General features: G+C 38.1%; 22 protein-coding genes and 1 pseudogene. 4 read left to right on the top strand and 19 right to left on the bottom strand.

Annotation, left to right across the window (positions count from 1 at the left end; translation table 11 throughout):
* Nucleotides 1–7 precede the first annotated feature (7 nt).
* The 11 genes and pseudogenes from NSU15_RS06115 to NSU15_RS06065 all read right to left on the bottom strand — a co-directional run bounded on the left by NSU15_RS06115 (nt 8) and on the right by NSU15_RS06065 (nt 12,308).
* Complete coding sequence (locus NSU15_RS06115; protein ID WP_081389772.1) at nt 8–682, bottom strand: TadE family protein; 675 nt, start codon at nt 680–682, stop codon at nt 8–10.
* Nucleotides 679–867 carry a Flp1 family type IVb pilin gene (locus tag NSU15_RS06110; protein ID WP_076118124.1) on the bottom strand — a complete coding sequence of 63 codons (189 nt, stop codon included), beginning with the start codon at nt 865–867 and terminating at the stop codon, nt 679–681. The genes NSU15_RS06115 and NSU15_RS06110 overlap by 4 nt, the downstream gene beginning before the upstream one ends.
* A 13-nt stretch (nt 868–880) precedes the next feature.
* Nucleotides 881–1,213 (bottom strand): annotated as a pseudogene (locus NSU15_RS06105) (type II secretion system F family protein); the annotation flags it as partial.
* A 495-nt stretch (nt 1,214–1,708) separates the two neighbouring features.
* Nucleotides 1,709–2,194 carry a hypothetical protein gene (locus NSU15_RS06100; protein ID WP_339289599.1) on the bottom strand — a complete coding sequence of 162 codons (486 nt, stop codon included), beginning with the start codon at nt 2,192–2,194 and terminating at the stop codon, nt 1,709–1,711.
* 5 nt (nt 2,195–2,199) lie between these two features.
* Entirely contained in the window at nt 2,200–2,751 is a 552-nt protein-coding gene (locus tag NSU15_RS06095) for a hypothetical protein (protein ID WP_339289598.1), read from the bottom strand.
* 315 nt (nt 2,752–3,066) lie between these two features.
* Nucleotides 3,067–4,956: a TnsD family Tn7-like transposition protein gene (locus NSU15_RS06090; RefSeq protein WP_339289597.1), complete on the bottom strand. Its 1,890-nt coding sequence runs from the start codon at nt 4,954–4,956 to the stop codon at nt 3,067–3,069.
* 5 nt (nt 4,957–4,961) lie between these two features.
* Nucleotides 4,962–6,860 (bottom strand): TnsD family Tn7-like transposition protein, encoded by a 1,899-nt coding sequence (locus tag NSU15_RS06085; RefSeq protein WP_339291260.1) that lies wholly within the window; start codon nt 6,858–6,860, stop codon nt 4,962–4,964.
* Nucleotides 6,861–6,875: 15 nt separating this feature from the next.
* Nucleotides 6,876–8,519 carry an ATP-binding protein gene (locus NSU15_RS06080; RefSeq protein ID WP_076272069.1) on the bottom strand — a complete coding sequence of 548 codons (1,644 nt, stop codon included), beginning with the start codon at nt 8,517–8,519 and terminating at the stop codon, nt 6,876–6,878.
* 5 nt (nt 8,520–8,524) lie between these two features.
* A complete protein-coding gene (locus NSU15_RS06075; protein ID WP_339289595.1) occupies nt 8,525–10,705 on the bottom strand; it encodes a Mu transposase C-terminal domain-containing protein in 2,181 nt (726 codons plus the stop codon).
* 12 nt (nt 10,706–10,717) lie between these two features.
* A complete protein-coding gene (locus NSU15_RS06070) occupies nt 10,718–11,515 on the bottom strand; it encodes a TnsA endonuclease N-terminal domain-containing protein (protein WP_076272071.1) in 798 nt (265 codons plus the stop codon).
* A 325-nt stretch (nt 11,516–11,840) separates the two neighbouring features.
* On the bottom strand, nt 11,841–12,308 hold the full coding sequence (locus NSU15_RS06065) for a hypothetical protein (RefSeq protein WP_076272072.1): 468 nt from the start codon (nt 12,306–12,308) through the stop codon (nt 11,841–11,843).
* Nucleotides 12,309–12,513: 205 nt separating this feature from the next.
* Between NSU15_RS06065 and NSU15_RS06060 the strand changes: the two genes are divergently transcribed.
* Nucleotides 12,514–16,056: a hypothetical protein gene (locus NSU15_RS06060; protein ID WP_339289594.1), complete on the top strand. Its 3,543-nt coding sequence runs from the start codon at nt 12,514–12,516 to the stop codon at nt 16,054–16,056.
* Nucleotides 16,057–16,136: 80 nt separating this feature from the next.
* Here the strand turns inward: NSU15_RS06060 and NSU15_RS06055 are convergent, their stop codons facing one another.
* A complete protein-coding gene (locus tag NSU15_RS06055; RefSeq protein WP_076272074.1) occupies nt 16,137–16,799 on the bottom strand; it encodes a hypothetical protein in 663 nt (220 codons plus the stop codon).
* A gap of 127 nt (nt 16,800–16,926) precedes the next feature.
* Here NSU15_RS06055 and recJ point away from each other — a divergent pair, with 127 nt between their 5' ends.
* Together recJ and NSU15_RS06045 are read left to right on the top strand one after the other, a co-directional pair.
* A complete protein-coding gene (recJ, locus tag NSU15_RS06050) occupies nt 16,927–18,573 on the top strand; it encodes a single-stranded-DNA-specific exonuclease RecJ (protein ID WP_339289593.1) in 1,647 nt (548 codons plus the stop codon).
* Between the two features lie 94 nt (nt 18,574–18,667).
* Complete coding sequence (locus tag NSU15_RS06045; RefSeq protein WP_339289591.1) at nt 18,668–19,900, top strand: hypothetical protein; 1,233 nt, start codon at nt 18,668–18,670, stop codon at nt 19,898–19,900.
* Nucleotides 19,901–19,963: 63 nt separating this feature from the next.
* Here NSU15_RS06045 and NSU15_RS06040 read toward each other — a convergent pair whose 3' ends face one another.
* The 3 genes from NSU15_RS06040 to NSU15_RS06030 form a co-directional block, all read right to left on the bottom strand.
* Entirely contained in the window at nt 19,964–20,275 is a 312-nt protein-coding gene (locus tag NSU15_RS06040; RefSeq protein WP_339289590.1) for a hypothetical protein, read from the bottom strand.
* 21 nt (nt 20,276–20,296) lie between these two features.
* Complete coding sequence (locus NSU15_RS06035) at nt 20,297–22,510, bottom strand: AAA family ATPase (protein WP_339289588.1); 2,214 nt, start codon at nt 22,508–22,510, stop codon at nt 20,297–20,299.
* A 267-nt stretch (nt 22,511–22,777) separates the two neighbouring features.
* Nucleotides 22,778–23,215 carry a hypothetical protein gene (locus NSU15_RS06030; protein ID WP_339289587.1) on the bottom strand — a complete coding sequence of 146 codons (438 nt, stop codon included), beginning with the start codon at nt 23,213–23,215 and terminating at the stop codon, nt 22,778–22,780.
* 143 nt (nt 23,216–23,358) lie between these two features.
* On the opposite strand from NSU15_RS06030, the gene NSU15_RS06025 reads away from it, so the two are divergent.
* The gene (locus NSU15_RS06025) at nt 23,359–23,703 is read left to right on the top strand and encodes a helix-turn-helix transcriptional regulator (protein ID WP_339289585.1); all 345 of its coding nucleotides are present in this window, start codon (nt 23,359–23,361) and stop codon (nt 23,701–23,703) included.
* 145 nt (nt 23,704–23,848) lie between these two features.
* On the opposite strand, the gene NSU15_RS06020 is transcribed toward NSU15_RS06025, so the two are convergent.
* The 4 genes from NSU15_RS06020 to NSU15_RS06005 form a co-directional block, all read right to left on the bottom strand.
* Nucleotides 23,849–24,184, bottom strand: coding sequence for an HNH endonuclease (locus NSU15_RS06020; RefSeq protein ID WP_339289583.1), 336 nt, complete (start codon nt 24,182–24,184; stop codon nt 23,849–23,851).
* Nucleotides 24,147–24,503, bottom strand: coding sequence for a hypothetical protein (locus tag NSU15_RS06015; protein ID WP_339289582.1), 357 nt, complete (start codon nt 24,501–24,503; stop codon nt 24,147–24,149). The genes NSU15_RS06020 and NSU15_RS06015 overlap by 38 nt, the downstream gene beginning before the upstream one ends.
* Before the next feature lie 26 nt (nt 24,504–24,529).
* Complete coding sequence (locus NSU15_RS06010; protein WP_339289581.1) at nt 24,530–24,790, bottom strand: hypothetical protein; 261 nt, start codon at nt 24,788–24,790, stop codon at nt 24,530–24,532.
* 288 nt (nt 24,791–25,078) lie between these two features.
* Nucleotides 25,079–25,702 carry a hypothetical protein gene (locus tag NSU15_RS06005; RefSeq protein WP_339289580.1) on the bottom strand — a complete coding sequence of 208 codons (624 nt, stop codon included), beginning with the start codon at nt 25,700–25,702 and terminating at the stop codon, nt 25,079–25,081.
* Nucleotides 25,703–25,738: the final 36 nt, after the last annotated feature.

Genomic DNA, 25,738 nt, shown 5'->3' with positions numbered 1-25,738 from the left:
AGAAATATCACTTATCCTGAAGCTTGGTCATCATTGTAGATGCATCCTTCTTCTCCATATGGACTCCAGATCCACCACTCCCCTCTGAGCCTCCCTTGAACTTTGCCCCGAAGTATCGCATCAAGTCGACTGTACGAATAAACTCAACAGGTTCAGCGATGATAGATTGAGCTTTCACATTTGGTTTTGCCTCATCAGAAAGAATCTCATCAAGTACGGGTAGGTTTAGTAGGCGATTTAACTCAGCACTTACTTTCCGTCCGGTAAGGCTGTATACATAGTTCATATTTCCCGGCATATTATACGGAACCATAGTGGAGGAATGCCTGAGTTTAAGTACGGGCAAATCACTTTCATCTGACACTTCACCAGGTAACTCTATGGTTACACCGCCACTTCCAGCTTCTCCGCCGAATAATGAAGATAGCAACGCGTCGTCACCAATCCTCCAATAGAGGGAGTCATATTCACCAACAGCGTAGGATCCAGAAACCTCTTTATGACTGTTACCCCAATTGTAAGCCGCACGCTCTGTGGCTCCTGAGGCCACTTGTATCAGCATGGATTTCTGATAGCTATACAAGCAGAAGAACAATAGAAGCATCGTAATACACATGACCAATGGCAGCAGAAGTGAGGCTTCAATAGTAAAGCTGCCTCGATCTTCCTTAAGCTTGCTCACTCGAATACGTCCTGGCTCTTTTCACCCGCAGTGCTAATCAGATCTTTAACTACTTTTACAATCTCCTCACGAAATACCAAAACAACCGCAATCAACACAGCAATGATCAGAATCATCTCCAGCGTCCCCAGACCTTCCTCGTCCTTCCAAAAGCTCTTTACAGTACTCACCATTGTCGTAATCATTCGTTTCATCCTCCTACATTTTTAACATCATGAATGCTGGTGTTCCCACCAGTACAATTACTATTAAAAAGATAACTACCATCGGAAAGACTAGCTTAGAGGAAGCCTGCTCCCCTCGAGTTCGACTGATAGCTTTCCGTTTATCCCACAGCATTCGCGATAGGTCGCGTAGCGATAACACAAAATCCGCTCCACCCCTGCGGTAATTCAGAAGAACCGTAGTCGTGAACAAGGTTGCCTCCTGCACTGCGCATCTCTTGCTAAAATTCTCGAATGCCTGCTGAAAAGAATACCCTCCTTCCCATTCACTGGTCATAATCCTAAGCTCCTTATACAGTGGATGATTAACATCACCTCGGTGGCTCTCTATGTTTCAGTTAAATAAAGTTGGAAATATAGATCCTTAATACTACATGTATTTTTTGAGTCGAAGGTTAACAATGATTAATTTAAAGTTGGATTCTCCGTCGAAAAAAGCGTGATATTTAATGTTGGCAATGAAAACATCCCTAAATTTCTTTAGCCAAAAAAATGCGGTATTTAATGTTGGCAATAAAGATTCGCAACATTCAATATCCATAATAAAAAGACCATCATAGCAATCGATGGTCTTAACACTTTTCATTATCAAAACTTCACATGAGTGAAAACTCTGGGGGATTATCCAAGAATTTTATCCTTCATGAGGCATAAAAAGTTTTCAATGTGATAAGGTTACATATCATGAAGAGTCTCTGGAAGGTATTTAATTCTGAGGTGAGGTAACTGGAATCATCCTTAAGAAGGAAATCATTCATCGTTCAGAATGAGGTTTACTAATCTTCTTTCTCATTAAGAAATCCTAATTCATAATTAATCCATCGCGAATAATCATACCTATAATTTCCTCTAGCTCTACAAACTTATATGTATCAAATCTGGGAGTATTAACACTTTTATCAAATTCAATTTGCAAGTGGTTATCAGGGTGGTTAGGTATATCTACAACTTTATCATAATGAAAAACATATTGAGCTCTTCCCTCCACCACTTTGACAAAGACAAAAATTGATTGAATTAACTCCAACTTTCTGTTGCCCAATGGCCTTAAAGTCTGAGCTATCATCAAAACTGAACCGTCAACAAACCTAAGCGGGAAATCCGCCCAATTCATCTCTTCTCCCGCATGAATAATTTTGAAATTACCTAATCTCAATAAAACATCCCGATCTTCAAGTCTCGTTATAATATTTTCAGCTTCCCACGCGTGTTCAAAAAAAGGCTGGTATTTAAATATAGCGTGTTTTAAATACTGCCTATATTCATGTAAGGTTCCCTCGAAAATCATCTATACTACAGCTCCTTTAATAATCTCTCCATACGTTCCCACATTCTTAAAAAGGCTCTTGAATAATTTTTAACTTTACCTTCAGAAATGGCTTTTTTATATTCTTCCACAGTATCGTATCCAGAAGAGGCGCGAGCTGAGTCTACATCAATCTGTAGCTCTTCTTTTGTAGCCTTCTGAACAACTTCTCCAAAAAGTGATTGAATATCTTCAGCTATTTCATAATTCTCTTTCAACTTCTCATCTCCTTTCTGATCCAATTGATTTATATCCTCTTTCAGAAAAATGATTTGATTTTTTATTGGAGTGTCCTTTTTAAAGTATTCATTAATAGCTCTTTTTGCTTCACTTTCAATGTCGCTTGAATCGATTATAGAGATTAACGAAGGAGTTTCTCCTTCTATATCCTTAGTACTAGCTTGTATTTGAATTATTTCCCCAGACTTATCATCTAATTTCAGCTCCGTAATTGGATTTCCTTCTTTATTAATTTTAAATACACGAATGTTATCATGTAACACATTTTTATTAATTTCTTTTTTTGAAAAATCCGACATTTTTCTACGCCCCTTCTTTTTATAATAAGTAAGAATATGGTACCACGGAAAACAGCATTTTCCATAGTATAATAAAGATGTTATTTCTAGGATAATCGCAAAATATACTGGATATAACAACCATATAATATCACACACTAGATTTTTTCCTTTTTATCAAATATCGTTTCCATGTCGCTTAACAACGTATAAAGTTCTTCATTATTAATTAAATAATCTGATATTAAGAAACACATTCCTGTGACAAGTAAAAGGAGTGCAAACTGGTAACAGTTTTGGCACTCCTTTTATGTTGTTACAAACAAAATTTAGTAATTATAAGTGCTGTTTTACTTCAGTTTCAACAAAATCAAGAACTCTTTTAGAAGCTCTTCCGTCGTATAATGAGGCCCTCACCATCACTTTACTTACGGTAATAGCTTCCCCTGAACCGATAAAAGTTCTTAGAACATACTGTATACGACGGATTTGAAAGTCCTCTAGACTTTCAATGGATTGAAAAAAGAGTTCTTTAGTCAGTGGCATACTTTCTAATTTTCTTATAAATGTGTCAGATGAACATTGTTTCATATATTGGGATAAAGAATGTTTTGTTATTCTGAAAGGCTTATTATTCGAATTTTTCATTTTCGTTATTGCCTGTAAAAGCTGCTCATAAAACAAATTATCTTCATCTTTCCAGTTTTTTTTCTTCCGACCAGATGACTTGGCTGAAGGTGTGATATCTTTATACCACTGATTATCATATTTTGTAATCCATCTATGCACTTTTGGATCTAATAATTTCAAATCACTTCTTCCAGCATCAGGATATCTTTGTATCAATTCAGTCCAAGATTGACGATACTTAAATTTCAGTGAATCTAAATCATTAAAACGATGAGCTTTAGTATTAAAGAAGCTATTGTATTTATCAGGTATTCCAATTCCCATTTCTTCAATACGCTTAAGTTCTTTCCTTACTAAATCAGGGCTAATTAAGAGTTTTTTTGATAATTTTCTGAAGCTAAGTCGTTTATTATGTGCCAAATCAACAAGTGACCTGTCCCATATTTCACCATACTTAATAACAGTGGAATATTGATAAACGGACTCTTTAGTTGTATTTGCATCTTTCCTGGAATATTCGAACCCACAACTGCAACGAAATATACCTAAAGGTTTAATTCTATCCTTCGCACTGCAACTGATTTCGCAATCAGGAATTACATGTTCTTTGTAATGCATTGATGTAGGATTTAAACAAGGCCAAGGTCCAAGACCGAAAGGACGATACTTAAAATAATCTACATCCTTTCTTAATAGATTAAGATCTATTTCTAGAAATACCAACAGCAAAAAATGAATTATAGGGTGAACAAAAGGAGGGCTTGTGAAATTCAAACTAAGCAATCGTTTCAGTTGGACTGAAAGATCAACGTTCATTATCGTTGAAAGGCCCTTTAAAAATTCTAAACCATAGTAATCTTTGAGTGCGTCAAGCAAATCAACATGTTTTATGACTCCCGATGGGTACGCTAAGGATTTGCATTTTAACTGTTCAGAGTAAATTTCTTTTAAATTGATAATATCTAATGATAATTCGTTATCGAAAAACCACTGTGTCATTTTAGAAAAAGTAATATCCCATTTTGATATAGGAACATTTTGTAAATCGGTTAAAGAAACTGAAATCTGATTTATATCAATGATCTTTGATTGTCTCATCCAAAATATATTTATTAATGCGATTTCGTGTAATGGGCAGACGCTAATTCCATTAAGTTGGTGAGTGCGATGCCAATATGCTTCCCCATACTTTTGTTTATCGGCGGTGTAACATTTAGGGCAATACTTTAAAAATTGATTGGTAAGCTTTACATTATTAGCACCCAGAACAGAGGCGACATTCTTAATTTTCCCCCCGCCCTTTCTTAAATGCTCTAGAATATCGCTCTGTTGCTCTTTTTGAATAAAGGGCATGATTAGAGAAAAGTACGTATGATGTGAAATAAAATAATCTGAGTTCATATCGGATAATAAATTTAAGCTATCAACAAGTTGATCTATCTTAAATGGGAAATCAACGTTAATGGAAATACTTGGAGTTTTAAAAAGATCTATTACAGAAGAAGCATATGATCGATTTCGACTCCAAAATTGATATCGCGCCACAATGCTATACAGCAGTTCGTCAGGGTAGGGGGTTGGAAATAGTGGTATCACTTTCATTATCCTCCCAAATCATATTCATTGATTATTTTATTGATTTGCTCATTCACTTTTTTGCTCAATGCCGCCTTTTCAATGTGGGCTGCCTCTTTCAATTTCCAGGCTACAAGACGTTCTCCATTCGCCCGCAAAATAATTGCCGCCTTTTGAATACGACGAATCTGAAAGTCTTCATGGTTTTCAACAATATGTTGAATATAATCCATTGTTTTAGGAATTTCAGACTTTTTCCGAGTCAACAATCGCACCGAACTTGTTACTTCACCAATCGAATTTATTGTTAACCGTACTGGTTCTTTAGAACTTAAAAGTTGTTGGACGGCTTCTTTACACTTCAATAACAACATTTCATCCCGCTTATTCCAATCAATCGGAGATGGATTGTATCGCATAGCCTTTTTAAGTGGAGGCGAGTTTTTTTCTAGCCATTCTTTATCATATTTTTTCAACCAATAAAATGGGTTTTGCAAAAGAATTGATAGTTGAGTTTTTCCTTTTTCAGGGTATCGAATTTGAAGGTCCCTCCACTGACTTCTATATTGAGAACGTTTTTGAACAAACCCTTTTGGCAGCTTTGGAACCAACATTTTAAGTGATCGTTTACGAGTCTCTCCATGAGCAGAATACCTTTTTACGGTAATCCAACTGACTTGAAAGTGGCTAGCTAATTCCCTTTGACTTTTCTTTTCAACCGTCAATAAATATTTCAGCTTTTCTCCCCAGACACCCCCATATTGTTTAACATAATTGTACGAATATCGTTCTTGTTCAGAGTTTTTCTTTTCAGGTCCATATCTGGTGTATACAAATCCACAATCGCATTGAAATGTTCCTATTACGATTTTTTTATCTTTAGGATGAGTTTTCATTTTCACCGCTTGTATAACTTCTTTTCTGTAGTGGTCCGCACCGATATTCAAACAAGGCCAAGGTCCGTTTCCAAAGGGTTCATCAAATGATATATTTTCAAAGAAATCCGCAGCCGTTATTTTCAAAAATACCATCATTAGGAGGTGTTTGACAGGACTGATCATAAATCTAGAATATCTGGCGAACGAATTCAGCCAATTCTTTTCATTACTAGGGCTCGGCAAGCAGCCAATCTGCTCTAAAAAGTTGCGTCCATACCTCTTAACAAAATCTTCTGATAATGCTAAAATGTTCACCTTACCTGAAAGGCTTGCATACCCAGCAGTCTTTAGCAGATAAACATAGCGTTTTCTAAAACTTTCAAAATCCAATGGTGTTACTACATTGTTGAGCAGATACTGTGTATTACTCGATAATAAATCAGAATTAAAATACACTTCAGTTTCGTTATTTTTTAATGGACGTGGGGTGAGACCATTTATTACATCATTCAGATCAACAAATTGATATTTATGCTGACGGTCACGAAACGGAACGGTCGAAATTTTCAGTGGGTTGTTATGAATTGGGCATTCCTGAATTACGCTAATCTGATGAATTCGATGCCAGTATGTTTCTCCGTACAGTTCGATATCATCCTGTACGCAACATGAACAGTAACGAAGCGTTGACGAGAATATGTTGACCGACGAGCCGCCATAACCTAAAAGTGCGTGTACTCCACCGCCTTTATTTCCTCCAACCTTTAATTTACAAACGATGGCGTCCACTTTTTCAGACGACAAGAATGGTTGGTGCAAAGGAAAAAAAGTGTGATATTGAATCAAATTCTCCTCTTTAAAAGAGTGATGAGCAGATACTTTTGACTGTAATGAAGATAATCCACATGGAAAATCAACAATGGCTGCCAACCTCTCCGTTCCAAATAACTCCCCAATGGTAGCTGAACAGCTTTTCCCTCTTGACCAAAAATGATATCTAGCCATAACACTATAAAAAATTTCATCGGGGTACGGATTAGGAAACATTGGCAGCAATTGTACTCACTCCAATTCAATAGTTTGGATCATACCTGCTTCTTTTAAGCGCTCATAGTTGCTGGAATGATCTGTTTCTGACATTGGCTTCGTCAATGCCCGCATATCATCAGGCGATAATAATTCTCCAAAAGACGTATCCGTATCCATATTGAAAGCTATATTCATTGCATCTTTTATCACTTTTTTAATGTCTGTAGCTTGGTCATTTTGTGACACCGCAATATGAGCAGCTTCCTTAGCAATCAAAGGCTTATAATCCATATCTAAAAGATATGTTGTTACAATCATGATCGGATCACTTTCCTGCTCGTTAGCGTTTGCCGCTTTTTGATTATGCATTGTGCTTGATGACCCATGCAGCATGACACGTTCTTTAGAATTTTTCAGGAAATTGTCCATCGTTTCCTCATCCACATAAATATCTCGTATTTTTGCTAATTTACCGATTTGCTTCTTCTTGAGTGCCTCCAATATCGGTTTAAGTAGCTGGAATGATTCTTTGGCTACATTTCGAATAAGCGTTGACGTAATTTGCTCTTTATCTGCACCAATAAGGCTCCACTGACAAAGCATATACAACTTAACTGCAATATCCATTATGCCTTGTGATTCATCATATAAAGTCTTCTTTAATGCTGTTGTTAAAATAGTGGGTTTATTCGTCCATTGATATCTCCAAAGTTGTTCAACAAAGTAATCCCAAACCTCATCTTCTTCGACGTGATTAGACCAAATTACATCACCTTGACCAGAAAATCTCCGTGCAGTAGAAAATGTGCCTTGGAGCAATGGAATAACAGCATTCGTACCAATGAGAACCACTGGAATTCCAATAGAATTGACCAAATCCACGAAGAAGTTAAGCATAGTATCCGCCCCACCACTTTTAGCCGCATTTAAGTGCTGGATATCATCAATAATTAAGACCCCAAGCCCTAGCGTCGAGGCAATAAAGGCAACGTCCTGGATCAGCTCTTCCGTAGTGACTTTACCTCTACAAAATTTATTGTAATAATCACTCCCAAGGATTAAATCAAGAACTTGAAAAAACTTATAGCACAATCCTTTGATAGAGCCATTGGAAGGACACTCCAACTTTAACCACACTACCTGAGAACGATGAAAAACAGTTTTGTTATATTGGGTATGATGAATGACCTGAGGATAAAGTGTTAACACACTTTCAACCGCCGTTGTTTTCCCCATACCGCTAAGCCCAATCACAGCAAACCCCGCAGAAGACGAACGTATCACTGGAATTTCGCCTGGCTCTAAATCGGTAAAACCCGCTCTCATTTGTCTTACATATTCCGCATCGATCGGATTTCGAGCAAGATACCCTTGACGAATCATTCTAGAGAAACGTTCTTCCAAATCCAAGAGCATAGGCAATGGTTCTACATATGTTCGAATTCGTTGTACTGCATGCAAACGAGCTTCATTCGATTTTTTTCGTTCTTCATTTTCATAAACGGGATATCGTTTCATTTTGCGGTATGCCTCTTCTTGTGTGAGGATTGGAGGTAATGCTTCAATCCACAGGTTGTGTTGATATGTCGGTTCTTCCTGCTCAATATAGTTTGCATTCACAGTTCTACCTGTGAAAACATATTTACCGCCTTCAGTTGCTGAAATTTTCTTTGCCATATGATTCATCCTCTTTTCATTTGTTTTATCATATCTAACCTTGATTTTGATTTTGATGATGGTAATACAGGTATTTCTACTTCAGGTTTAGGTGCATCCCAGACGTCTTGTGAATCAAACGTCCCTCCGACATCAAACTTCTCTTCTTCTCTACGTTTTTCACGTTCATGGGCTCGATTTTCTTTGATTCCCATTAATCGTTGACGGTCACTAAGATCAACAGTTTGAAGTTGTTCTTTCGTCTGCTCAGTCGCTGATTCGCTAATGTCATTATTCATACTGCTTAGCTCCACATCCGCTTGTAGTTCAGCAGCTACCTGAAGTTTAGCTGTAATCAGCTCTTGAGCAATCAACTCTTGAGTATCTTCAAATCGATGATTCATGTACTTGTGCTCGCGTTCAAGTAATTCACATCGTTCAAATCGATTTGTCCCTTTTTCACGCCAATAAATTACATTAACATTTCGAAAATCAAACGAGATATCTATTCTCCAGCTTCTTTTCCGAGCTTTTATAAACCACTGCTCTGTTATTGCTGTAGGACACGAGTAGTGCATCCCTTTAAATCGAATACCTTTTTCGGTAACAGTGGCATACTTTTGAGGCATCAGATTGAGCTTTACAAAATCTGCTCCCCATTGTCTTAAATGCCCACTTCGATGTTGTACTCCCCACTGCCATAATTGATTAGGGATTGGTGTAACATGTTTAGCTATCATAAACTCATCTCTGTCATAGCCCTGCAAATAATGACTATTGTTGTATTTCAAAATGGTATTGATAATGATTTTTGTAAATTCATTTATATCCAAGGTACCATCTAAAGCATGGTTAGGTTCACCTCTCTGTCGGTGCCGCTTGTTAATGGCGCCTGGTAGCCATGAAATGGTATTTAAATTGAGCAATCGAAATTGTTGTTCGACAATTCCCTTCCAGTCAGCTCGATACGGTGGAGTATTAACTACATCAATATTGAAATTTTCAGACAGAGCACCTGAAGGATCTGATATCAATTCGCCTCTATCCGCTATTAATTTTTCAGGCAAATGACAGCAGGGGTACATTTGCTCAGTGATATCGACATCAAATCTTTGGCAGACGTCAACTTTATTCTCAAAAGTGTTGAGCAATGCCATTTGAGCACCGACCCAGCTCGGACCTTCCAAACCCACATAAAAACCAACAACAGCTCGACTAAATACGTCTATGACCACATATAAAACAGGGCGCCCAATTATTTTGGTACGATCATAACTACTCACCAAGTACACATCTGCTATTGTTGCATCAATCTGAAAGATGGACCCTGGGCCAAAATTCTCTCTTTCGGACTTTCCTAATACAGGCCGTTTGTTCAGATTAAATTCCTTTTCACCTTCGCGAGAAATGATCTTTTTCTTCAAATTTCTTTTCTTGCGAATCCAATACAAATATGTTTCATACGTAAAGTATTTTGACTGATCTGGCAAAACATGAACCTCATGACCACGTTCCATTTTTTTGCCGATACTAAAAAAATGAGCAATCGTTTCATTATATGACTTCCGTAAAGAATACCGTTTTCGATTTTCATAGAACATACTGTATCCAGCCATTATTTTAGACAACATATTCACATCTACATTTACACCTGTAGTCCCTGTCATAAGTTCAACTACTGATTTTCTTCCCCTTTTCTTCCCCCCATTTGTAAGGCGATCCTTTCCTTTAGCGCCACAATGACTAAAGGTTGGGAATAACGCATTTTTGTTCTTACCGCCTCTCCAGTACCTTCGTAGATATTTGTAGATATATTTGATTTGGGTATTATGTTTAACTGCTGCTTCTTCCACCATCACGCTAAGAAGCGAAGGATCATAAATATCTGGTTCATCGGCAACGATGTCCTTAATTTTTCCCCATGCGTTATCCCGATTTTCGAAATGTTTCAATTTAGTTTTTACATCGGGAATATCCATACGCAGAAAACGATCCTCCGTCAAAATGCTTGCTTCTTGATTTTTCAAATCCTCTAATAGCGCTTCTGTATTCATGATTTGTGGAAAAGCTAAACGATCATTTACATCAAAAGTTATAACTTTATCGTTGTTATGAGAAATAAATAAGATTCTTTTTACTGGATTGCTTTCAGGACTGTCACCTGTAAACCATTCAATTAATGAATTCACTCCAAATGGTAACATCATATCCTCCTTTACTTAGCTATTAAGTTTTAACGGTTTGGCAGTATCAATTGGCACCAACATATTCGTTTTCCAAGTCTTGTTGGCAAAGAAGTGTCTAACAATCCATAGGGAAGTTCCAATCGGAAAATCATAATAACGATCCAGTTCGGAACACGAATGCGCTAACGGTTGAGACGATTGGCTAATAACCTTATAAAAATAAGATTCTAATTCCATGATTAATTCTTGTGATAAGAATTCAGGGCCGTCAATAAGTCGTCGTGCTTTGTGAAGCCAACGTATATTATCTATTAATGGTTCAGGGATATCGAAATCAGTAACAACTGCAAAATCAACATTTTTTTGTTGCCAATACATTCGTTCTATCTCCAGCAACTGAATCGTCCGTTTTTTTTCTAGGTTTGTGATAGGCATTACTGATATGGCAGTGTGTTGGCCTTGTTCATCGGTAATGAAAAAATCTGTTGTCATTATTCTTAACTGCTTTGTTTTCGGGTGAATAGGATGGCGAATTTTCAGCATATGCGCAATTTCAAGTGTTTGCTTTGGATCAAGTGGGTACCGTTCCCGAATATCCTTTACATTTGATCTCCATTCCAATATATAAAAGTAGGAAAGCTCCAGATTGGATAACAAATGATGGACTCTGCCCGTTTTCCATCCTAAGATTCGATGAGAAAATCCTTTAGATGGTATTTCTCTGACTTTAAGCCAAGGCTCATAATATTGTCCTTCACCTTGGCCCCGCCCCTTCTGGACCATAAACTTGTATTCTTCTAGAATCGTTCTTTGTTTTTTTATCGCCACCATTGTTCCTCCTCGCTAATCTGAATTTCCAAGGTCCTGCATCCTTTCTTCCAGTTCAAAATTGTTTCTGTTTGCATAATATATCGTGAACCAGAAGAATTCATAGCACAATATTTTACAATTTTTATGGGGCTTAATAATTTTGGTTTTTTCAAAAAAGCGCTTTTATGGGGAATTTTGAAAAATGGAAATAACGAAAAAGCACTCCAAGTAACATATAATACCTTTATTTTACTTATATTCCCTAATAACGTAATTTTAAAACTCCATTTACAAAACAAAAAACCTCAAGTAAGTAACTTGAGGATTACATTAATTGAAATACCATTTATTCACTGATTTCTAAAAAGTGATTAAAGCTATACAGATTCTTAAAAAACTGTTCTTTATCGTCACTGTAACAATGACGCAAACAACCGAAAAACAGTTTTCTAATTTCTAACAAATTTTTTTCATCCTCCATATGTTTTGACAGCCTCGTAGAAAATATATGGTTTTCCGTTACATATAAAAGCAGTTCCCGCAAGTTCTGTGGAGACTCCACCTTACCGTTTAGAAGCGCATTTATTGCCCCATTGTTATTAATCTCATCAAAGGTAAGCATGTATGCTTCGAGATAATCACTGTTTGGTTCTTTCCCATGTACAAACTCATCCACACGCTGTCTAAGTTGAGAGGGTTTTAAAGATTCTTTTCCATATTGAAAACGCAATATATTTCTAAGCTTCTTTAGAAAAAGTTCATATTCTTGATCATTAAATTTAGAAATCGAGTTACGAATGTTCTGTATGTACATATTTACACCTCAGAAAAATAGATTTCCAACTATTAACTAATTCAATTTCTTATTAGCAAATACCTGCTGTATAGAAATTAATCTAAGCATAAATTTTCAGTCTCGGACAATCTTTTTTCATTACGCTTGTTCTGGTTTACACCGTAATAAAAGTGATACACTTATCTTATCAATTCACTTTATATAGAGATTGAGGGGATATATATTGGAGCCAGTTGTACTTTCACGAATTGCGGGAAAATTCTTTGCTTATGTATTGCCACAAATTAAAAATATGAAAGTTTATCGTGATTTACAAGCAAAGTGGTCCAAGGATAATTATTCAACTCAAGTTAAAAATATGTTTAAGGCTGCAATTGCTGACTCTAAAGCAGTATTCGACATTTCAGATGAGTTAATAAATGATTTGTTAGAAGATAAAATAAACCGTGATGAAATCTTTCGCTGGATTATTGAAGGGATAACGATGGAAGATTTCGAGTCATCAAAGTTAAACCTACTTCCATATATAGAAAGATACCCTCAGTACCAAGACTACCTTGAAGCATTTTTCATAACAATCCTGGCCAAAATTCATGATTTCCAAGAAATTCACTGGAATCCTGGATTTTTGCAGATTTTATCACAAGTTCGATCCCTGAATCTTGAACTTAAGGAAGACCTAAAACAAGGGTTTGACAAAATGGAGGCTGCTCAAGGACAGTTTAATCAGACACTGAATGAACAGAGTGTTCTGTTAAATAAGTTATTCGAACCTGTTTCCTTTACCGATTTAAATGAACTTATAATCGCGGGTGATGTACTTATTGCACGTGAAAGAGCCCTCGAAAGACTTCATAGTAAAAAGGTACACACTGATGAAGAAATTATGGAATTGAATGCTGTCATTGCTTCCTGCTTTATTATGAATGGACAAGAACAAGAATCTATCTTTTACTTACAAACCGCAGTTAATCATTGTAAAAATGAATCAAGAAAGTTCCGTATGCTTTCATTGATTAAACTTATCCAAGAACGATTCGAAGACGCTCTGACATACGTTAATCGAGCCATCGAAAAAGAAGGTTATACTCCAGCTAACATCGAAAAATCAGTCGAAATTTACAGAAGGCAAGGTCAACATCAATTAGCAATAGATCTTTTAGATAAATATGATGCACCTGAATTGAAGGTGCTTCGTGCATACACGTTGCTAGGAAATCACCAGTTTGATGACACCCTGACATTGGCCCAAAAAATGTTAGAAACAGAACCAGAAAACTTCGCATGGCAGCTTATTAAGCTTGAAGCTATGGTTTTAGACCTTCAAGATCAGGGCTCTACTGGACGCATAATAGATGTAGAAGAAAAATATCAATTGATATTGCCCATCATAAAGAAGTTAGAGAGTCACAAGAAACAAAGTGAGCGAATTAATAAACGTCTTCAGGAACTAAAAGCACCAATTTTATTGTGGAGTAATCGCTATTCGGAAGCAAAGATTACGTTTGAATGGTTGTACAATCATGAATATGAAAATAAAGACTTCTACTTTAACGGTTTCCTTTATTGTTGCTTATGCGATGAAGACTGGAGTACATCCATTCAGTTACTTCAGGAACGAATTACAGTAGGTAAAGTAGACATTAAAGATATTGTTGTGTTGGCTAATGTTTATACAAACTCTGGTAATCCTCAGCGAGCTATAGATTTACTTGAAGAACAATTCGAGCTTGTAAATATGAATGATCAATTTTCAATAAAATACTATTTTGTATATTTAGAAAGCTTAGCAAGTGCCTTAAACCATTCTCAAATTCAAACTACAATTGATACTCTAGAGGCTAAACAGTACACTCATTTTGGGATTAACGCCCTAAAGGCTTATAGGGCCACAATTCTCCACGATTGGGACAATGCAATCTTACACTGGGAATCATGCATAGATAATTTATCTGAAGAATTGTTTGTAGAAGCTGCAATGAGTTTATCACAAGCATATATGAACAGAGGTACACCAAATGATTATCAGCAATTAGTAAAGTTAATCGAGAAAGTCCCCCTTTGGCGTCAACATGAATCCATGGTTAATCGTTACGCTAGAGGTCTGTATGAACTAAGAGAGTATAGTAACGTCATAGAATTAGCTGAACAATTTTCAACACCTAGTATTGTCTTACGGGAGATTGTTAGCGAGATATACTTTAACTTTGAGTGGTATGGACCAGCAAAAGAACATTATAAAGCTCTGTTCCAAAAAACAAACGATATCACGTTTCTATCTAGGTATGCGAGTTGTTTGCTTCGCTTAGGATCAATTACAGAATGTTTTAACGTGCTGCGTTCTATAGAGAAAAGAATAAATGGAGAACCTACAGCAGAACGTTTTCATTTACTAAGCAAGAGCTATTTGGAAGCCGAGGCCTATTACCAGTCATTAGAATATGCTTATAAAATGTTCGAAATTGGAAAGCAGGACCCTCAAGTTTGGCGTTCCTATTTTTCCTTGTTCCTTAGCGTTACACAAAAATTAAGCAATCCCTTACCAGAATGGATTAATACCTATCATTTCATCTTTGAACATTTCAGTGCAACTTTCCCAACAGAAACTCCAATTTTCCAAGCCATTAAAGCCTTCAATGATGATAAAACTCTTTCTGATCAAATCATTGAAATGCTGAAGAGCCATAGTGAGTCCTACTACCATAAGCTAAACGTAGTGAAAGAAAATCAATTCCCTCCAAGTTTCTTGGCTGCCTTCCTTAACAAGGGCCCTTATGAAACATGGATTTATTATTTCTCTTCAGATATGGAATTTGGGGTATATCAAGGTCCTGATCTTCAGGATATAGATCACAGAGTATCAATATCTAAGGATTCAAAAAAAGTTTTCTGTGATTCGTATACCCTTCTGACGATTAGAGAGCTCGGTCATCTTGATGAGCTAGCTGAGATGTACGATTTATATATTCATCAAAATGACTATAATGAACTTTCCAACGAATATTCTCATAAAAAAACGATAGGGGAGCGAGGATTAGCTACCCTCAGCTACAACAACGGACAGGTTAATCATCATAAAAATAGCGCTGAGGAAATGCAAAAATATCTTAAAAATAACGAGGAATTCATATATTGGATCAATAACAACTGTACAAAAATTGGGAATCCCATAACAAATAATGAATTAGATGATCAAATCAGCTTTTTACTTCAGCCTTTGGAAGCATGTAAAGATGAACATTTGAACTTGTTGTCAGATAGTTATCATATAAGCGGGGTTGCAAAAGAACTTTTTAACATTCAATCCTTTAATACCGTGGAGTGGATAATCAACTTGGTTTTAATTAGAAGAATTACTGTAGGACGTTATTTTGAGGATATGGGGAACTTACTTAGTATGGGGTATACTTTACTTCCTATTAATGAATTTACGATACTACATCATCTACAGAAAAATGAGTATGTATTGGACGATAAAATCCATCAGTTATTGAATTATTTAAAGAAGGATCAAATAGGTCATGAGTATGTTCTTGGCGTTTGTGGGGTAATTCTACAATGGATCTGGTTAGATGATGTACCCTCCTCACAGCAACAATCGATTACGGAGGCCCTTTGCACTGTCGTTACCCATAACAAAAACACGAACAAAGTAATCCAAGAACTATTGGATATTACCGAGCCCCTTTTCTCTTCATCAAATCAAGATCGATTCAGAGAAATGAAAATGGAAATTCACACTTGGTTAGAACAACAAAATATCTAATTGAATTGAGGGGGTTCATTATTATTAAATGAGCCCCCTTTAGATTGAAGCCATATCCCATATAAAGTTCGTCAAAAATACTACCTGACGTTTTCATTTTCCTTCTCAGTTATATATGTAACCATTAATATATTTCTTCGATTAAGTAGCACTTCTCTTTCCGAATTATTTTTTCCCCTCATTGTGTTGACAATATAATCTCCTCGGCGAGTGATATTAATTAATCTATATAATTGCGGTGGTTCTCCAATGAGTTTGATTTCTAATATTACTGTTTTAAAATATTTAATTCGTATTGTCTCAACCATAAGTTGAACAAAATACCATAGCAAAATCGAGGAAATCACACATAATACCAAACATAGACTTATATAACTAGGCATAAGCGGGTTAATGGTTTTGATATTAAAAGGAAATAACAACACCAAGTTTGTAATAGCATTAGAACCTGAAATAATAAATAAGGTTAAAAATAATATACACACGCTTACTACTTTAGGAATTTTCTTAATATAAAGCAAACTGACTGGGATAAAACTAATTAACCATGAAGCAAACCTGAAATCAAAAATATTAAAAAGATAATAGGATAACGCAGAAAGCCCTAAAATTATCACTGTAAAGATTGTCACTTCGCTTAACATTCGACTCAATTTAATTTTGGCTTCCATCTTCTCAATTCGACTTGTATTCCGTTCAAGGACACGACTTACCACTTCAATGTTAATATCTGTTATATTCACATATTCCCCTCCGCTTTCATAACTCTTCTCAATCTACCTAATCAAATAGCTTATTTTCAATAATTAAAATCACGAGTGGTTTATAAACATACGTTCTTGGCAATACCGTTAGGTGGAGGTGTTGCACTTGCAATGGCAGTTACAAGACTCTGATCAATTTTCGCCTGGAATGGTCCAGTATTACGCCCGCCAGTTTTTACTCCCCCCTTTTCTAACAAAGGCTCTTCTTACCGCTGGCATAACAAATGAAGATTTATATCACACCTATGCCTACCCAAACTTATCCGATTTGCACAATCCCTACTTCTTTAAAGATATGAAAAAGGCAGTGTATCGCATCTATCAAGCTATTGTGCTTGGTCAACGAATTTGCATCTTTGGCGATTATGATGCAGATGGTATGACGTCAAGTGCGCTGCTATATCGCGCGCTTTGTTTTCTGAAAGGAAATGTATCCGTAAGGGTACCCACTCGCATGGAAGGGTACGGGCTTACACCAGAAGCTGTTGAGAGAATGGCAGAAGAAAATCCTGCTCTCATTATCACTGTCGACAATGGATCGAATTCGCATGCGGCTTTAGCCGCTGCGGTAGTCAAAGGAATCGATGTTATTGTAACGGATCATCACGAGATCACGGGCGAACTCCCTAGATGCTATGCCTTTATCAATCCGAAACGACAAGATGATACCTATCCTTGCACCTACCTGTGCGGAGCTGGGGTGGCCTTTAAAGTTGTCCAAGCGCTGTTTGCCGTGCGTAAAGATCTCGATTGGCATAAATACGCTTGGGAGTATCTGGAGCTGGTAGCACTGGGGACGGTCGCCGATTTAATGCCGCTGGTAGGCGAAAACCGTACGCTTGTTAAATTAGGGCTCTACAAAATGAATAACGATCCTTCAGAACCATTCAAGAAACTATTTCAACTTCTACGGCTTTCAAATATTGATAGCTCCACCATTTCTTTTTTGATTGCTCCTATTTTTAATTCGGTTGGTCGCATCGGCAATCCTAATTTTGCGGTCAAGCTCTTAACAGAGAAAGTAAGCCGTGAAGATGCGATCATTTTTATGATTGATTTAAACGAAAAGCGGAAATATCTGACGGAGGTCCAGTTTGGGCAAGTTGATGAGACCATACAGAGGCTGCGTCTCTTTAAGCAAGATCTGATTGTTGTAGCCGATGAGCTACATGAAGGCTTGATTGGGATTTTAGCCGCTAAAATTACAGAGAAATATCAAAAGCCCGCCATCGTGTTTACGGAGCGAGGGAAAGGGTCTGCGCGTTCGGTTTCAAATACGTCGTTTTCTATTGTGGACGCCATTCAAAATTGTAGCCAGTACTTAAAGACGTTTGGCGGGCATCACGCCGCAGCAGGGCTCTCGCTAGAAATCAACCAGCTTGATTTCTTTACGGCTGCGATTCAAATTGCGACTCGAAAACAATCCATCATCCAACCCTCTAAAATGTTTCATCATGAACTCCCCATTCAGAAATTTGAAGATGAATTCTTTGAACACCATTTCATGATGGAGCCGTTTGGCATTGGAAATGAGAAGCCACTGTATTACAGTTCTGCAATCCCAAGCCACTATCGAGTGGAGTGTTTTGGGAAGGAACAGGTTCACGCTTCCCTTTTATTTAATCGAAAAAGGGCTCTCGCCTTTTACAAAGCTTCATCGTTTCCGAATGCCCAAAGTATACCGTTTGAGTTTCTCTATTCCACCAATTCTTATGGACGTAAAGATTTTATCATTAACGATTTAAGGGATTGATCAAACTTTCAGAAATGGATAATTTTATATTCCGATTCTCTAACTCATGGTAATATATACCTAGTAATTATGTTACCAACTTAGGAGGAGAGTCATGTTTAAACGAAGTAAGTTTCTGATCACCACATTAGTTACATTGTTATTGTTACTCCCGCTTTTCAATATTTTATCAATGAGTGTAGTTGATGCACGCACATACGTTAATGGGTATTACCGAAGCAACGGTACCTACGTTAATGGATATTACAGAGGTGGTGGTTCTAGTTCTAGTTCTAGTTCTAGTTCTAGTTCTTCTTCCTCATCAACAACCAGTTCTTATTCAAGCGGATCATCAAGAGTCGTTAATTTGTATAAGGGGACTACATACGATCATTCTGTTTCAGCAGATACGCTTGTATATGTTCATGGTTATTATCGGGCTGATGGTACTTATGTACGACCTCATTACAGAACACATCCCAATAATTACGTAAATGATAATTTTAGCTATCTTGGCTTATCATCTTTAACTCCATTGCAAAAATATCCTAGCTACAACTTCAATCAAAATAAAGATATCTCGCTTATCGAAAATTATTTATTATATCAAGTAGATAGTTACAACCTATCTTCATCGCAATTGTCTTTATTGAGCAATTATGCAGATCTACTAAACAAATCGAATACAGACAATCAAAGTTCACAAGCTGCATCAGCAGCGGGAAGTCAGTTTTATAAATCGCTTTCGATTGCTGATGAGATCGCCAATGCCCTCGTCGAGTATGACATTTCTGCTCAGACCAGTATTGATTCCTATATTGGACAAACATTGTTCGAGTATAAAGTCTCTACACTTAGTGAAAATAGTAGATATTTATTGCAAGCTTACAAAATAGCTTTGTATGGCTCAAAAGAAAATAACATTTATAAGCAAAAAGCATTGTCTCTCGGATTAGAGTTTTATAAGTCCTTAAGTGCTTATCCCTTATATGTAGATTCGGAAGCTTCTAACCAAGTGAACATGGATTTGCTCCAAACGTTTACGGAGAATGCTAATACACCCATCTATAAAAATTATCTTAGCAGCATCAACCCGTTCATTGGAGCCTATACTTCATCCACGGAAGATGTAAAAAGGTATATTGCTTTTGTGTTTAATAAATACGGAAAAGTTTATAATGAAACCTCTTCATTTTCGTATCGCTTTGACCTGGAATACACACCTAAATTAAACAGAATTACTACCCTCTTCTTCCAAGATGGTTTAAATTTATACAAAAAGGCTGGATTGAGCCAAGACGAAGCAACCACGCAAACAATTATTGATTTGATATTGTTTATTTATTAATAAAGTATTATTAAAAAACGGACCCTTTGTATGAGGAGTCCGTTTTTTATTTCTGTTAAATTATCAAGTTGTCAAAAGTGTTACCACTTCATCCACGACCTGTGGAAAGCCTCCATGTCCCACAAATTGGCTAATCGCCAAAACCAAAAAGTAAATAAAGACAAAAAACAGAAGGACTCGTATCCATGAAGGAACCAGTTCATTGAAGGTCCAGAGTGCCCATTTCAAGATGCCAACGATCACTGCCTTCAGGATCGCAAACGGAATTTTGACGAGTTCTCCAGCAATCGCTTTTGCAGTATGTGTTGTCAACGCATCCGCTTTGGTCAAATTCTTCTTGGCCAATTTCGCAGAGAAATACTCCAGCAGCGCCATAATAGCCTCTCCTCCTTCCAATTACATTTGATTCAGTGCACTCTGGATATCCTCAGCCTCGATCATCATCAAATCACTGCTGCCTGTTCGGGCTAAACGATTATTTTGCGCCATCCTTACCTTATCCACGAGGTTTCGGGCCCATCGGCCGTTGCCTTCTAGCACGCCGCTCTGACGAGCGGCAAGAGCGACAATTTCCTGATCTAAGACTTCCACGGCGCCAGCCGTGAGTACAAACTGCTTAGACGCAAACGAACGCTTCATAATTTCAAATATCTCATGCGCATCATAGTCGGCAAAGCCAAAGCGAAATGGGATTCGTGAACTCAGTCCAGGATTTAGCGAAAGTAAATCCTGCATTTCCTTGCTGTATCCTGCCAATATGACCACGAGTTCGCCTCTGTGGTCTTCCATGGCCTTGACGAGGACATCAATGGCCTCGCGGCCAAAATCGTTCGGCGAATCGGTTTTGGCCAGTGCATAGGCTTCATCGATGAAGAGGATACCGCCTTTTGCTTTGGCAATCAGTTCTCTCATATTGGCCTCGGTATGACCGATGTAACGACCGACGATCCCTGAACGGTCTGTTTCTACCACGTGACCGTTCGTGAGTAAGCCTAGTCCATTCAGAAACTTCCCGATAATGCGTGCGACCGTCGTTTTGCCTGTACCTGGCGAGCCTTCAAACATCATGTGCATACTTATGGCTTCGGTCGATAGCCCTTGCTGCATTCGTTTTTGTTCCACTTCCACGTGATGGAGTATGCTTTGGACTTGTTCTTTAAGCGAAGTTAACCCCACCATGGCGTGAAGCTCTTGCATCGCTTCTTCGCGGAGCTCACGCTTTCCGATAGCCGCACGATTGATCTCTTGATTCCCGTACTTTCTCGGCATACCTGCGGCCAGCCGCAGATCGTCAGGCAAGATTTTCCCGACATACCGATCGGTGTTTTCCGCTGACACGCGTACATTGTGTTCTTTAACGATACGTTCTACAAAGTTTCGTGCCCAGCGGCCATTCCCTTGAATCGCTCCATTACGGTGGCAGAAATTCACAATCCCTTGGATTTCATCTTTGATAAAGCTGCAATCATAGCCCTTTGCTTCCAGCATGTACAGTGCAATTTGCGATAGCTCATGCGGCGTATAATCGGCGAAAGCAAAGGTGTACGGTACCCGAGAGCGGAAGCCCTGGTTCATATCGAGGAAACGTTCCATATCGCTAGCGTAACCCGCCATAATGACAACCAGATCTTCTCGATAATCCTCCATCGCCTTGATGAGCACATCAATGGCTTCCTGGCCAAAATCACTTGGCGAGTCGGATTTAGCCAGCGCATACGCCTCGTCGATAAACAAGACCCCACCCCAGGCCGCTTCCAACAAATGAATCATTCTCTCTTCTGTCTGACCGATATGCGTTCCGACAATGCTGGATCGATCCGCTTCGATCAATACACGCTCTTCGATCAGATTCAGCCCATATAGCAAATCGACCATGATACGCGCCATTTCGGTCTTCCCTGTACCTGGGGGTCCTGAAAAGATCATATGTAACGTCGGTTTCGTCAAAGCGATCTTACCCAGTCTTTGGGTAATCAAATGGCCCTGCATTTGCTTCATAAAGCTTTGGACCTCTGCCTTGAGTGGAGCCAGCCCGACCATGGCGTCGAGTGCTGCTAACGCAGTATGTAAAACTTCTTCGCGATTGTCAGGGACTTCGTTTTCATCTTGGTTATCTTCAATCCACTCTTCCTCGCCATCGTACTCTTCCTCATCAGGCTGTTCCTGAACGATAGAATGTGTTGGTGCTGCAAGAACAGCAGCGGCTACAGGAGCTGGAGCTGATGCTGCAAAATCACGTTGAACGAGGCGCGCAGACAGCTTATAAACCTGCGTAGGTACTTCAGCATGCGGCTGCTTGGTTGCTTGATATGCAGTCATTCTCGCTTGGTTAACAAACCGCGCAAAGAGCCAACCCCCGAACAAGACCAATAGTCCTCGCCAGCTTAGCGCAATGTGCTTGATTCCCTCAAAATAAAAAGGATAAAAAATGATGTCCCAGCCATCAGTTATCAACGGCGCCTTACCAACAAGGGTAGCCGAGAAACCATACATGACGATCCAATACGAAAGCATACAACCTGTAAGAAGGACGGAGTCAAGGTATTGATATCGCTGACGCATAATTGCAACGATAACTGCAATGCCTGCGGCAAGCCCTGCGATCGACAAGCCAAAGAGGCCACAAGCAACACTAAAAGCAAAACAACCATAAGCGATAATGGCACAAATCTCCGCCACTTTTCGCTGGAGAGAAAGACCTGATAAGAACAGAAAAAAAGCAGTGGCGCCATAGCAGAGAAATACGACTTCTGCATGATCAACAGCGGGATCGCTGGAAAACGCACCTAGTACAGCCATAAACGCATAAATAGCAGTTAGGCCTAAAAGGACTCGATTTAATAGGTTAAGTGTACGATCCATCTCTTTTCCCATACTTTACACACTCACATTTGCGCTAATTTCTTGCTTCGTGGCTCGAATCACCATGAGTTCCTTAATATTTCGATAAATCGAAAATGGCGCGATTGCCCAGCCTAAAAACAGGGCCAAGACGGCTTTAAAGTAAGGGACTGTTATAAACTTTCCAAAGAACGAGTAGCCCCAAGGTACACTCAGCCCGAGATAACAATAGCCGATGGCTCCTACCACACCCGATGCTCCTGAGTGAACTCCAACATATACGCCAATAACAGCAAAAATGATGGAAATTACAAAACTAACGATTACTTTCCTCTTCGCCTGTTCATTATTCTCTAGCAGGCATTTTTCGCAAAGCATAACAGTAAATCGTTCCGAACATTCGGAGCACATCCCTTTCCCACAGTTGTGGCACTGTGCAACCACACTCATTCCTTGATGTTTGTAACAATCCACCCATAGACCCCCTTTAATTTTTCCCTTAGTTTCCCAGATATTTTATCATATTGTTCCCATGAGGTACCATATTTAAATTTGTTCCTATCAGTCCGTTTTTGAGTCTGTCTTTATTCTTTAGACTCAAAGAAGAGGAGGGACGTATGAACATACTAGAAACGATCGGATTACGAATTCGAGAAATACGTGTAGAGAAACAATTGACGCAGGAAGCGCTCGGAGAGCGGATCGGGGCTTCGTATAGCTACGTCGGACGTATTGAACGGGGACAAAAAAATATTTCGCTTCAAACTTTGGAAAAAATCGCCAAAGCTCTTGAGGTAAGTGAAGCCGACTTCTTTACATACTCCCTTTCTGAGGAAACCAAACAAAGTGAAAAAATGAAAGAGATTCGGGAGATTACCGTCATGCTATACAAGCAGGATCTTCAATCAATTGTAAAGATTAAGCCTGTCTTACAGGAGATGTTAAAGCAAATGAAAAAATAAAGTACTTGGCGACTGCCAAGTACTTTATTTTTCTTAATCCTTAGCTTTGATAGTTCATTTATAATAATCAATTTCCATTTAGCTATCCCTCTCATATTAATAAGTCTGCCCCTCTAAACAGTAATCCAAAATTAAAACTGTTAGATTAACGATGTTCCGATCCGCCACCCCATATTTGGCGCCCACCTGTATGGGCAGAATTCATATGTTTTTCTTCCTCTACTGATTCCATATGACCTGGTTCCTCAGCATGATGCCAAACGAATCCTTCGGGTGTTTCTCCATTCTGAATTTGCGTAATCTGCTCGGAATTAAAGTTAGCTGCTAGTTCAGAATTAGTCACAATTTCATTAGCTAATTGATCATTTAGGTAAGAAAATTGCACATCATCGGTTTGCAAATACAAACTCTCAGGAAGATCATAGTCATATACCTCATTAAAATCAGGAAAAACTCCTTTTGCCCATTGTCCATTGTCCATTGTCCATTGTCCATTGTCCATCAGGTAATTGTATTGTTTTCACTTCATATGGCACACCTGTTACTGGATGCTCCATACCTGCTAAATCCGAGTTAATGGTGTCTAATACCTCAACTTCAGATAAGTTATTTGTGGGTTCAGCCAAACCCGTGGCATCGGCAACGCCATCTGCTCCATCTAAAATATCGAAGACCCCGATAGCAAGAACACCAACCGCCGCAGCCATTCCAATTTTTTTTGCTCCACTTTTAACTTGATCCACATTTCTATTTTTAATACCAACTATCACATTCTTACCGTTTTCATAAACGTAGCCCACGCCATGACCGACATCTTTTGCTGTACTTAAGGCAGCATCTCCAAGTTCGAAGAACCCTTCTTAACTTTATAATCATCCTTCTGGTAGAGTCCTACACCAACATCTACAGTTTCGCTTGCAATTATACCAAGAACAACCCCCGTTTTCGCAGTAGCACGTTCAGCCCCATATCCAATTTCTTTAATCGTTTGGCTGTTTGTTACTTCTCCTATTACCCTTACCGTTCCACCAATTGCTTTCCCAGTTACTTTTCCTGCGACCAACCCTAAATCTTTTAAAATTCTCATAAATGTTGACTCCTTCTAAATGTTAATACTTAGACATCGTTATATCGCCTGTTACTTCTTTTGATCTTATTAGAAAATCACATAAAATCAGAGAACTTTTCATAGTAATTCATGGTTTAAACTTCATTGTTGCCAATCTACTTGCCAAACTTATGTAAAGATTCACCTATTCGTTAAATAGTTTTTCAGAAAATATTACCTACTTCTATCAATTCATGCTTTACTAGGCTATACCTTCCTATAGATTCCTGGGTTTGAGAATACAATAAAATCCCCTTTTCTCTTCCATCATCTACGCTTACCAGTTCCAAAGCTGCCTGATACGCGATAATTCATTGCATCTTCGGATTTAAAGCCCGTATTCCCTTTTTTAGGGGCTACTTTTTTCTTTTTTTGATTAGATTCTCCTGACAAACGAATTCTCTCCTCCTTCGACATCATATACCATTTTATCGCTTGAGGATCTTTGAGCTTTTGCCTCATTTTTTTGTTATTAGTTATACTTACTAAAGAGTCATTATCCTTACCTTTTTTCAACTTCTTATTAGCAATTTTCATTTCTATATTTATTGGACTTGCCTTTTTTGTTGCTACCTTAGAACTCAACTTATTCATATGTTGTTTTGGATACAGCCACTTGAGATCAAATCGTTTTTTATCATCAATAATGAAATACTTATCGCCATTAACGTCTCTCATCTCAAGCTTGATAAATCTATGCTTGTCTTTAATAAAAATTGAATTAATGAAATCGATTCGGTCCTTTTCAAATGGGATTGGATACAACACACCTGTCTTCTTATTTTGTTGACTCATCACTTTTGTAAACATTAGTTTTGAATGTATCAACTCAGAATAGGCATCAAATTGAAAACTTCGAGATTTACTATTCATCTTTGTTGTTTTTTTCAAAATAATCGCTTCTCCTTACCCCTGAACTATTAAATG

The organism is Paenibacillus sp. FSL E2-0201 (assembly GCF_037963325.1).
Taxonomy (GTDB): Bacteria; Bacillota; Bacilli; order Paenibacillales; family Paenibacillaceae; genus Paenibacillus_AQ.
The sequence above is the reverse complement of the archived record's forward strand: the minus strand, read 5'-3'. Positions and strand labels throughout refer to the sequence as shown.